General features: G+C 47.3%; 8 protein-coding genes. 1 reads left to right on the forward strand and 7 read right to left on the reverse strand.

From position 1 onward, the window contains the following. Positions 1 to 42: 42 nt before the first annotated feature. The 6 genes from SPEA_RS12220 to SPEA_RS12245 form a co-directional block, all read right to left on the reverse strand. Positions 43 to 345 (reverse strand): YkgJ family cysteine cluster protein, encoded by a 303-nt coding sequence (locus SPEA_RS12220; RefSeq protein ID WP_012155554.1) that lies wholly within the window; start codon positions 343 to 345, stop codon positions 43 to 45. A 151-nt stretch (positions 346 to 496) separates the two neighbouring features. Continuing rightward, positions 497 to 1,738: a 2-methylaconitate cis-trans isomerase PrpF gene (gene prpF, locus SPEA_RS12225; RefSeq protein WP_041411492.1), complete on the reverse strand. Its 1,242-nt coding sequence runs from the start codon at positions 1,736 to 1,738 to the stop codon at positions 497 to 499. A 284-nt stretch (positions 1,739 to 2,022) separates the two neighbouring features. Next, the gene (gene acnD / locus SPEA_RS12230; RefSeq protein ID WP_012155556.1) at positions 2,023 to 4,662 is read right to left on the reverse strand and encodes a Fe/S-dependent 2-methylisocitrate dehydratase AcnD; all 2,640 of its coding nucleotides are present in this window, start codon (positions 4,660 to 4,662) and stop codon (positions 2,023 to 2,025) included. A gap of 240 nt (positions 4,663 to 4,902) precedes the next feature. Next, entirely contained in the window at positions 4,903 to 6,057 is a 1,155-nt protein-coding gene (gene prpC, locus SPEA_RS12235; RefSeq protein ID WP_012155557.1) for a bifunctional 2-methylcitrate synthase/citrate synthase, read from the reverse strand. Between the two features lie 168 nt (positions 6,058 to 6,225). Then, the gene (gene prpB, locus SPEA_RS12240; RefSeq protein ID WP_012155558.1) at positions 6,226 to 7,104 is read right to left on the reverse strand and encodes a methylisocitrate lyase; all 879 of its coding nucleotides are present in this window, start codon (positions 7,102 to 7,104) and stop codon (positions 6,226 to 6,228) included. A gap of 163 nt (positions 7,105 to 7,267) precedes the next feature. Continuing rightward, a complete protein-coding gene (locus tag SPEA_RS12245) occupies positions 7,268 to 7,930 on the reverse strand; it encodes a GntR family transcriptional regulator (protein ID WP_012155559.1) in 663 nt (220 codons plus the stop codon). Positions 7,931 to 8,280: 350 nt separating this feature from the next. On the opposite strand from SPEA_RS12245, the gene SPEA_RS12250 reads away from it, so the two are divergent. Further along, on the forward strand, positions 8,281 to 10,977 hold the full coding sequence (locus SPEA_RS12250) for a bifunctional acetate--CoA ligase family protein/GNAT family N-acetyltransferase (protein ID WP_012155560.1): 2,697 nt from the start codon (positions 8,281 to 8,283) through the stop codon (positions 10,975 to 10,977). 118 nt (positions 10,978 to 11,095) lie between these two features. On the opposite strand, the gene SPEA_RS12255 is transcribed toward SPEA_RS12250, so the two are convergent. Next, the gene (locus tag SPEA_RS12255) at positions 11,096 to 12,148 is read right to left on the reverse strand and encodes a GGDEF domain-containing protein (RefSeq protein WP_012155561.1); all 1,053 of its coding nucleotides are present in this window, start codon (positions 12,146 to 12,148) and stop codon (positions 11,096 to 11,098) included. Between the last annotated feature and the right edge of the window lie 49 nt (positions 12,149 to 12,197).

The following is a 12,197-nucleotide window of genomic DNA, read 5'->3' on the forward strand; positions in this document are numbered from 1 at the left end:
AAGAAATGCCGTCATACTCTGTTATAAAGGGAATAGAAAAATTTAAAGCAGCTCTTTACGCTCGCTGATGCACTCGTACGATCCCATTTCAAACAGGCGGCAGATCCATGGGCGGTTCTCATAGATAGTACACATTAAGGTGTCTCTATCGACTGCTGAACACCAGCCATCATCCAGACGCAACATGGTTTCAGCGCCATACTCGTCAATACTGATATGCTCATCAGGTACGCCGGTGTCGGTCACTATCATGACTTCTAAACGGCAACAACAGGCTTGGCAGTTTGAGCAGGTCACTTCTGAGTTGATTACAGGATCGGATATATCTTTTACGTCAATGTTCATAAACAGCAGTATTAAATTTAATGGCCGCTAGGATACGCTAAAACTGCAGTTTTCACGACTAATTTGCTCTCTATCGTTTTTAACGCAAAGAACCCAGTTTGTACTGGGTTCTTTGCTTTGGTTTGATTCTTTATTTTTATTAGGTTTGGGCTTAACTTTCCGACATTAACGGATCCGCAGGTACTCTCACCCAACCTTCCATCAGTACTCGAGCACTGCGGCTCATCACGGCTTTATTGACCTGCCAGTCACCATCGACTTGGCTTGCCTCTGCACCGACCTTTAGGGTGCCAGATGGATGACCAAAGGTGACAAAGCCAGGGTTAACTGCATTACTCTGCCCCTCACCTGCTGCCAAGCTGACTAGCGTGCCAGGGATAGCTGCTGCGGTGCCGATAGCGACGGCTGCGGTGCCCATCATGGCATGGTGAAGCTTGCCCATAGACAGTGCGCGTACATTTAAATCGATAGTGTTTTTATCTATAGCTTTGCCACTGGATGATGTGTAGTCCACTGGTGCTGCTACTATGGCCACTTTGGGCGTATGCTGACGGTTTGCCGCTTCGTCGATATGCTTAATCAGCCCCATCTGCACTGCGCCGTGGGCACGAATCGTCTCAAACATGGCAAGCGCTTTAACATCGCCGTTTATAGCTTCTTGCAGCTCTGAGCCTGTGTAACCCAACTCTGCCGCATTGATAAACACGGTTGGAATACCTGCGTTGATCATGGTGGCTTGCAGTACCCCACCAGCTACTACATCGGTTGGCACGATTAGGTCATCAATCAAGTTACCTGTTGGGAACATGGCGCCATCACCATCGGCTGGGTCTAAAAACTCAACTTGCACCTCGGCAGCGGGGAACGTGACACCATCAAGCTCGAATTCCCCCGTCTCTTGCACTTCTCCGTTGGTGATGGGTACATGAGCGATAATGGTTTTACCGATGTTTTTCTGCCAAATACGCACCACTGCAATACCGTTTTCAGGAATGCGGCTGCTATCGACTAAACCGTTACTGATTGCAAATGATCCCACAGCGGCAGTTAAGTTGCCGCAGTTGCCACTCCAATCGACAAAAGGTCTGTCGATAGCGACTTGGCCAAACAGGTAATCGACATCGTGATCGGCCTTGTCACTCTTGGCAAGGATCACTGTTTTACTGGTGCTCGATGTTGCGCCGCCCATGCCGTCAGTTTGTTTGCCATAAGGATCTGGACTACCTATGACTCTTAGCAGCAGCGCATCACGGGCAGCGCCTGCTACCTGCGCTTCCGTTGGCAAGTCGGTTAAATTAAAGAACACCCCTTTACTGGTGCCGCCACGCATATAGGTTGCAGGCACTTTGATTTGCGGCGGGAATTTTGTTTTCTGGTCTGTTGATGTGGTCATAAGTTTTACCGTTTGAATTCTTTTTGAGCCATTAGTCATATGTAAAATCAAACAACATGAGCGTGAGGTTTTATATCGTTATAAAGATGAGCTTTGGTGGCATGGATGCCACCGCAGAGCCTATAATGATGTACTTGCGGCGTCTCATCAGGATAACGATATTAAAGTATCTGCTTACAGCTGCGAGATTAAAGAGCAAAGATTAAAACTCTACTCTTTATTGGCTGAAGGCGCTTTATCCGCAGATTCCCTCTTTGCCCGCTGAAGGCTCATGTTGAAGACTCCTAGCTGGTTGAAGACTCTAAAAAATCTTGGGCGAAGCGTTGTAATATGCCGCCCGCTTCATAGATAGAGACTTCTTCTGCTGTATCGAGTCGGCACTTAACTGGGATCTCAACCACTTCACCGTTACTGCGAGTCATGATCACGGTCAATAACGCGCCCGGTGTACGTTCACCAAGTACATCGTAGGTCTCAGTGCCATCAATCTGATATGTATGACGGTTATCCCCATTGGTAAACTCAAGCGGTAATACGCCCATACCCACAAGATTAGTGCGATGAATACGCTCAAAACCTTCGGCTACAATCACCTCAACACCTGCAAGGCGTACGCCTTTGGCTGCCCAGTCTCGGCTAGAGCCTTGCCCGTAATCTGCACCAGCGATGATGAGCAGCGGTTGCTTTCGCTCCATGTAGGTTTCAATCGCTTCCCACATGCGTGACTCAACACCTTCCGGCTCGATACGAGCATAAGAGCCTTGCTTTACCTCAACTTCGCCGTTTTTACCAATTTTGGTCACCATCTCGTTAAACAACTTAGGGTTAGCAAAGGTCGCACGTTGAGCGGTTAAATGGTCACCACGGTGCGTGGCATAAGAGTTAAAGTCGACTTCCGGTAGCCCCATCTTATCAAGGTACGCACCCGCAGCACTGTCGAGCATAATCGCATTTGATGGCGATAGATGGTCGGTAGTGATGTTGTCGCCGAGTACCGCAAGCGGCCTCATGCCTTTCATGGTGCGCTCACCTGCTAACGCGCCTTCCCAATAAGGTGGACGGCGGATATAGGTACTCTGTGGACGCCAGTCATATTGAGGATTAACCTTCTGCTGATTATCGTCGCCGTAGTCGACCTTGAGGTCGAACATTGGCTCATAGACTTTACGGAACTGCTCAGGCTTAACACTCTGAGCGATCACCGCATCAATCTCTTCATCCGTAGGCCATAGATCTTTAAGCAGAATATCGTTGCCGTTACTGTCTTGGCCCAGCACGTCTTTTTCAATATCAAAACGAATGGTGCCTGCAATCGCATAAGCTACCACTAATGGCGGAGATGCAAGAAAAGCTTGCTTAGCGTACGGGTGAATACGGCCATCGAAGTTTCGGTTTCCACTGAGCACTGCCGTTGCGTATAGATCGCGGTCGATAACCTCTTGCTGAATGATAGGATCTAACGCCCCGCTCATGCCGTTGCAGGTAGTACAGGCAAAACCGACAATACCAAAGCCAAGCGCTTCAAGCTCGGGTAATAGCTTGGCATCTTCCAGATAGAGCTGCACCGCTTTTGAACCTGGGGCCAAAGATGTTTTTACCCAAGGTTTACGAGTCAGACCTTTGGCGTTGGCGTTACGGGCAAGTAGACCCGCTGCAATCACATTGCGTGGATTAGAAGTGTTAGTACAGCTGGTAATGGCGGCAATGATACAAGCGCCATCAGGCATTAGGCCGGCTTCCTCTTCAGCTTTATTGGCAAAGGGGGCACTAATACCTTTTGCAGTAAGTTCGGCAGTTGCTACGCGGCGATGTGGATTAGATGGTCCCGCAATGTTACGGCCAACGCTTGATAGGTCGAAACGTAGCACACGCTCATACTCCGCATCTTTTAGGCTATCCGCCCAAAGTCCTGCTTGTTTAGCATAAGTCTCAACCAGCTTAACTTGGCTATCATCACGGCCAGTCAGCTTTAGGTAATCGATTGTCTTATCATCGATATAGAACATGGCTGCGGTTGCGCCAAATTCTGGCGTCATGTTGGAGATAGTCGCGCGATCGCCCAATGTCAGATTTGCTGCACCTTCACCGAAGAATTCTAGATAAGTTGAAACCACTTTCTCATTACGTAAAAACTCGGTAACAGCCAATACGATATCGGTTGCGGTAATGCCTGGTTGGCGTAGCCCCACCAGCTCAACACCCACAATGTCGGGTAGACGCATATACGATGGGCGCCCGAGCATCACACTCTCAGCCTCTAGTCCACCAACACCGATTGCGATAACGCCCAGAGCGTCAACATGGGGCGTGTGGCTGTCGGTGCCAACTAGGGTATCGGGGAAGGCAACGCCATCTCGGGCTTGGATAACGGGCGACATCTTCTCAAGGTTGATTTGATGCATGATACCGTTACCCGGCTGAATGACATCGATATTTTCAAAGGCGGTTTTGGTCCAGTTGATAAAGTGGAATCTATCATCATTACGTCTATCTTCGATGGCGCGGTTTTTCTCAAAGGCATCTTTTTCAAAGCCCGCGTGCTCAACCGCGAGTGAGTGATCCACAATCAATTGTGTGGGAACCACTGGGTTCACTTTTGACGGGTCGCCGCCCTTGTCGGCAATGGCGTCACGCAGACCCGCTAAGTCAACCAGTGCGGTTTGCCCTAGAATGTCGTGACACACGACACGGGCTGGATACCAGGGGAAATCTAAGTCGCGTTTACGGTAAATAATCTGGCTTAGGCAGTCATTTAATGACTCAGGGCTACATCGGCGTACTAGGTTCTCGGCATACACACGAGAGCTATAGGGCAGTTTGGCATAAGCACCCGGGCTGATGGCATTCACAGCCGCTTCGGTATCGAAATAATCGAGCTCTGTACCAGCTAACGCTTTGCGGTATTGGGTATTTAATTGGGTCATAATGCGTTCCAGTTTAAATATGGTGCAAGGTTCGAGGACGCTTCGCTTTTAGGTCCTAGGTCCTAGGTACTAGAGCGTTCGCAAGCTCACTGCTAGGACGCTTCGCGGCTAGAACGGGCTTCGCCCTGCTATACAATCAAAAGCCTAAAAAGTACTGCTGTTATCTTTTGACTGTATAGGCTCTAGCAGGAGCGTAGCGACGCTCTAGCCGTGACGAAGTCGCGTTCTAGAATCTAAGGTCTATCTTTCACCAATAGGGTTAACCTTGCGTGGCTCGCTACCCGTGTAATCTGCACTTGGGCGGATAATACGGTTATTAGAGCGCTGCTCCATCACGTGTGCCGCCCAGCCAGTTAAACGTGAACAGACAAAGATTGGCGTGAATAACTTAGTTGGAATACCCATAAAATGGTAAGCCGATGCGTGGAAGAAGTCGGCGTTACAGAACAACTTCTTGCTGTCCCACATAAACTCTTCACAGGCTACAGAGATATCATAAAGCGAGCTGTCACCAAACTCAGCCCCAAGCTTTTTAGACCAAGCCTTGATGATAACGTTACGTGGATCTGACTCGCGGTAAATCGCGTGACCAAAGCCCATGATCTTCTCTTTACGCTCAAGCATGCCCGCCATCTGCTCTTTAGCATCTTGTGGTGATGAGAACTTTTGGATCATATCCATAGCCGCTTCGTTTGCGCCGCCATGCAGCGGGCCACGTAGTGTACCGATAGCGCCTGTAATACAAGAGAACATATCTGACAGGGTTGAGGCACAAACACGGGCGGTGAAGGTTGATGCGTTAAACTCATGCTCCGCATATAAAATTAACGACACATCCATGACGCGGCGGTGTAGCTCCGATGGCGCCTTGCCATTGAGTAGGTGCAGGAAGTGACCGCCGATAGAGTCTTCGTCTGTTACACAGTCGATTTCAACGCCCTCGTGCGAGAACTTATACCAATAACACATGATGGCAGGAAACGCGGCTAATAGACGATTAGAGGCTTTATTCTGCTGAGTAAAGTCATTCTCAGGCTCTAGGTTACCCAAAAATGAACAACCGGTACGCATCACGTCCATTGGGTGTGCATCGGCTGGAATACGTTGCAGTACTTCTTTAAGCGCTTGTGGAAGATCGCGCTGAGCAAACAATTCAGTTTTATAATGATCGAGCTCAGTTTGATTCGGTAACTCGCCGTTAAACAACAGGTAGGCTACCTCTTCAAATGTGGCATTATCAGCCAAGTCTGACACGTCGTAACCACAATAGGTTAGCCCCGAACCTGACTTGCCCACTGTACATAGGGCTGTTTCACCAGCACTTTGACCACGAAGGCCTGCGCCACCAATCTTTTTATCAACTGCCTTGTTTGAAACCTCAGTCTTATCTACCATTGCTCTCTTCCTTCTAGTTTTTTTACCCCATCAATACTAGGTTGCAGGGCTTCTTATCGTTATACACCAGCGCGATTCCGTCACACTGACGCTTTGTTATCGTTTGTAAGGTACTGTCTATTGCTTTAAATCTTTAGCTTATTTCTTTAGTTAACCATTGAGGCTGAATTACAAGTTCTTGCCTTCTGAAAACAGCTTATCTAGCTTTTGCTCATAATCGTGGTAACCCAAGTAATCGTATAGATCCATGCGAGTTTGCATTGAATCAACCACAGCCTTTTGGTCGCCATTTTCAAGAATTGAGGTGTACACCATCTCGGCAGCTTTGTTCATGGCTCTAAAGGCACTTAACGGATACAGCACCATAGAGGCGCCCCATTCGCCTAGTTGCTCTTTGTTCCACAGTTCGGTTTGGCCAAATTCAGTAATATTGGCAAGGATAGGTACATCGAGAGCATCGGCAAATGCGCGGTAATGCTCTTCAGTTTTAACCGCTTCTGCAAAAATGCCGTCAGCGCCTGCGGCCACATAGGCTTTAGCGCGGGCAATCGCTGCTTCTAAGCCTTCCTGGGCGAAAGAGTCGGTACGCGCCATGATGAAAAAGTCAGGATCGGTGCGGGCATCCACCGCGGCCTTGATGCGATCGACCATCTCTTGTGTTGATACAATCTCTTTATTAGGACGATGACCACAACGCTTTTGCGCCACTTGGTCCTCCATGTGCACCGCAGCTGCGCCGGCTTTTTCCATATCACGAATGGTTTTAGCAATGTTAAATGCGCCGCCCCAGCCAGTGTCGATATCCACCAGCAAAGGTAAATCGCAGGCTGAAGTAATACGCTGCACATCGACAATCACATCATTAAGCGATGTCATGCCGAGATCCGGCAGACCATAAGAGGCGTTTGCCACCCCGCCACCAGAAAGGTAAATAGCTTGGTGACCAATCTTTTTTGCCATCATGGCTGAATAAGCATTGATGGTACCTACTATCTGTAGGGGCTTGTTAGCGGCTAATGCCTCGCGAAACTTCTTACCTGCGCTCATGTGCTGATCCTTTTGTTTATCGTTCACTGTGCTGTAGTCTGTATTTGGCTCTGTACTTAGCTCTGTACTTAGCTCTGTACTTAGCTCTGTACTAGGGCTTAGCTCAAGCACTGCAAAATTTATAAGGTTATTACTGTCAGTTGTTGATTTTTTATGGTGTTGCTTAATCATTAGCTAGCTTGTTTTGAATACTAGATTTTGAGTACAAAATATGGCGACGCATCAGCATCTCTGCGAGTTCTGCATCACGATTACAAATCGCTTGTACTATGTGTTTATGCTCATCGAAGGCGGTAGTCACTCGTGGCCCCGTCATCCCTAGCTGTACGCGGTACATACGCACTAGGTGATATATGCCGTCAAACAGCATAGAGATAAGGTGTTTGTTTTTACTGCCTTGAATGATGCGATAGTGAAAGTCCACATCACCTGCTTCCTGGTAATAAGAGCCTGCCGATTGGACCTTTTCAAAGTGACTGTTGAGCAAGGCTTGTAGATCAGTGATCTCTTGATCGGTCATATTTATTGCGGCAAGCCTTGCCGCCATGCCCTCCAGAGACTCTCTCACCTGATAAAGCTCAACGAGCCCTTCGGCGGTAAGGCTCACCACCCTTGCGCCAACATTGGCTTTACGCTCAACTAAGTGACTAGCCTCTAAACGATTAATCGCCTCACGGATCACCGCTCGACTAACGGCATATTTTGTCGACAACTCAGTTTCACTTAACTTTGAGCCCTGCAAAACCTCGCCCTCTACGATAGCTTTACGTAGCTGGAAAAAGGTCTTATCGGCACTGGTAACAGGCTGTTCGTTAAAAAAAGTCATCAGTTAAATACAATATTAGTTTTTAATGGATTGTCGACAATCTAGCCATTTAAATACAAATAGTCAACAATGCACCGACAAATTGTCGACAAAGTAAGAGTAAAGTCTAAGAGACAGCTTGGGGTTAAATTAGCTAACTAGGACGGAAATCTTTACGGACTACTCAAGGTTATTGTTAGCTTGGTGACTCTAGTTTGGTGGCTGATAAGTTGTTCTTTTACCTTAACTTCAATAGCACCTAACAGGAGGTACACTTATCGCCCTCATAGGCGTTAATTTCGACCATTCACCTATGGTAAAACGTTCCTGCTCATGTACACTCATAACATACTGACTTGTAGGATAAGTTCATGAGCCAACGCACTCTTCATACACTCTTCAAACCTAAATCAGTGGCCATTATTGGCGCCTCAAATAAACCCAAACGAGCCGGTAATGTCTTGATGAAGAACTTGCTCTCCGGTGGTTTCTCGGGACCTATCATGCCGGTGACCCCAAAATATGAAGCGGTGATGGGGGTGTTAGCTTATCCCAACATTCAGGCTCTGCCACTTATTCCCGATCTTGCCATTATCTGCACCACCGCAAGCAGCGTACCTAGCATCATTGAAACTTTGGCTCAATTTGGCTGTAAGGTCGCCATTGTTATGGCCTCTGGTATGGCCGATGAATTTAACGAGGAAGGTGTCAGCCTATTAAGTCAGATGCAGCAATTTGCCGATAGGTATGGCATGCGGATTTTGGGCCCCAATAGTTTGGGGATGATATTGCCAAACTTAGGCTTAAACGCCAGCCTTGCTCACACCAGTGCCCTGCCAGGCAAGATAGCATTCGTATCGCAATCAGCGGCTATCTGCACCACGGTACTAGACTGGGCAAATAACAAAGGCATTGGTTTCTCCTCTTTTATCTCTCTCGGTGATGCCAACGATATTAACTTTGATGAGCTTTTGGATTACTTGGGAAGAGATTCCAAAACCGATGCCATTTTGCTCTATATCGACTCGATTAACGAAAAGCGTCACTTCTTGTCTGCGGCGCGGGCGGCGTCACGTAATAAACCCATATTAGTGATTAAGTCTGGCCGAAGTATTGAGGGCGGCAACGCCGCTCAGTTACACACTGGTGGCGTGTCTGGAAACGATGCTGTTTATGAAGCCGCCTTCAGACGTGCAGGTATGCTCAGGGTTAACGATCTTATCGAGCTCTTTGCCGCAGTAGAAACCTTAGCCCACTCACGGCCTTTGCAAGGCGAGCGTCTTGGGATCATCAGTAATGGTGGTGGCCCTGCCGTTTTGGCATTGGATGAACTGATTTTAGGCGGAGGCAAATTACCATCACTGTCCCCCGAGATCTATCAGCGTCTGGATGCATTACTTCCTAAAAGCTGGTCTCGCCAGAATCCGATTGATATCGGAGGTGATTCAGATGCAAACCGTTATGCTAAATCTCTTGAGATCTTAATGGACAGTGACGATCTCGATGCGATCTTAATTTTGCACTCACCCTCAGCGTTAGGTGAAAGTGTCGGGGTCGCCGAAGCCATTGCAGATACTATTGCTAAGCACCCCAATCGGCACAAAATCAATATTCTTACCAACTGGAGCGGCGAAGACTCAGCCTATGAGGCCCGTAAGCATTTCTCAAAGTCTCGCATTCCGACCTATCGCACACCAGAGGGTGCCGTTGGGGCCTTTATGCATATGGTTGAGTACCGTCGTAACCAAAAGCTACTGCAAGAAGTGCCGCAATCCATTCCTGATAATATTCCTGCCGATTCCACATTGGCCCGTGAAAAGTTACAACAGGCGTTAGACCAAGGTAAAACCGTTTTAGAAACCCATGAATCACGTGCAATTTTAAGTGCCTATGGACTTAACACTATCGATACCTGGTTTGCGACAACTGCAGAGCAAGCCGTTGAGTTTGCCAAGCTGGCTGGTTACCCTATTGCGTTAAAGCTGCAGTCACCGGATATTCACTATAAATCTGACATACAAGGTGTGATGCTGAATCTCACTTCCGATCTAGAAGTTGAACATGCAGCCAATGCCATGATTGAAAGGGTGATCTCAGTTAATCCCGATGCTCGGATTGAGGGACTCATAGTGCAGAAAATGGCGCTCACCGCCGGTGCGCAGGAGATAAGAGTCGCGGTTGCTAATGATCCTGTTTTTGGTCCGGCAATTTTGCTAGGTGAAGGCGGCTCGGAATGGGAACCCACTAAAGATGCGGTCGTTGCCCTTCCCCCTCTTAATATGACGCTGGCGCGTTATATGGTGATCCAAGCCCTCAAAACCCAAAAGCTCAGGGATAGGCATTTGCCACTAGGGCTAAATATGCATGCACTTTGCGTCATGCTGACCCAGATCTCACACTTAATTATTGACTGCCCTGAAATCGCCACTCTCGACTTAAACCCCGTGTTGTGCGCAGGTGAGCAGATCACTCTACTCGATGTTAATATCGGTCTACAGCAAGAACCGGTTGATAACGCTTCGAGGCTGGCAATCTCTCCTTATCCAAAAGAACTCGAAGAGATGGTTACCCTTAAGAATGGCAATAAGGTCATGCTACGGCCAATTTTGCCAGAAGATGAGCCTAAACATCTGGCTTTTGATAACTCCCTTTCTGATGAGGATAGATACAAGCGCTACTTTGGGGTTCGCTCTAAGATGACCCATGAAGAGATGGCGGTATTAACTCAAATTGATTACGCCAGAGAGATGGCCTTTATCGCAACAGCGATTGGCGAGGATGGAGAAGAAACCACGTTAGGCGCCATACGAGCCTCTATCGATCCCGATAATACTGAGGCTGAATTTGCGATGGCTGTTCGCAGTAATTACCAGGGCCAAGGTTTAGGTAAACTGTTGCTTGAGAAACTAGTCAAGTATTACAAAGACAATGACACCTTAGTCCTCACTGGTTTTACCATGTTTGAAAATAGAAACATGGCGAGCCTAGCAAAGCGTTTAGGCTTTAGCGTAACCTTCGATATGGAAGATCGATTGATTAACATGCATATGGACTTAAAAGCTGACTAAGCCTTTCTCAAGCGTAAAAAAGCCATTAAGACAGATTCTTAATGGCTCTATTTATTTAAGTGCTTGCTCAAGTGCATAATCAAGTGAGCTTATGACGAGTAAACTGACTGCGCTCGTTCTATACCAGTTCTTCGGCAACCCTTTCACCAATAACACAGTTACGCCCAGATGACTTTGCCCGGTATAAGGCTTCATCGGCGCGAATAAAGTAACTGTCTTTATCGTCGCTCGCCTTAAGTGAGGCCACGCCCACCGAGACAGTGACATTTCCAAGGGGTAACTTCTTCTCTTTACCTATGGTTAGATTACGACCTGCTATCTTGATCCGAATATTCTCGGCAACTTTATGGGCATCTTGATGTGAGGTATTAGGCAGCAAGACCACAAACTCCTCGCCGCCATAACGTGCCACAAAATCTTCCCCTTTCACGGCATTCTTAAGTGCCTGAGCCACATAGGCGAGCACCTTATCACCGATTAAATGGCCGTGAACATCGTTAAATTTCTTAAAGTAATCTATATCGACAACCAACAAGCTACTTTCAACGTTCGAAAGATTGAAACTATCGATGTGGCTTATCACTTCTTTGTCAAATGCTCGGCGATTATTCAGTGACGTCAGTTGGTCTGTCATCACTACAGAACGAAGTTCGACCATCTCTGTTTTTAGCGCATCTACCTCTTCACTCATGCTGGTGAGGCTCTTATCCATATCAATATTGGCACTGATTATTTCATCGAGCTCAGAGGTTATACCGTTCACTAAATCCTGTAATACAGCAGGTTCAGGATCATCTTTGAGAGCCGTGTCAAATTCTGTCAACGACTCAGAAAAACGTGATGTGCCCTTACTCATACTCGCTATCTTTGCCAATAAGCTATTGATGAGTATGTGAGTTTCTGTTTGAACATTTTCGATGAGTTCAGGTGAGTGGACCTGGATATAAGTCCTATAGAGCTCCTCACTCATGGTAGGAGTAAAGGCAAGGTTATTAGCTAATAAACCATCTATCGCACGCTTCAGATCGAGATTAATCCCTTTATAGTATTCATACCAAACCGCATAGTTTTCAGGGGTGACAGGAATATTTAATTCTGACATTTTTGGTACAGCGTGGCGCAGTATTTTTGCTGACAGCTCTGTTTCAGACAAATGTTGTGCCATATCCATAAATTGACGCCTCTCGATCGATTTCCATGATTATCAATACTTTAAACAA

The organism is Shewanella pealeana ATCC 700345, from assembly GCF_000018285.1.
GTDB classification, from domain to species: domain Bacteria; phylum Pseudomonadota; class Gammaproteobacteria; order Enterobacterales; family Shewanellaceae; genus Shewanella; species Shewanella pealeana.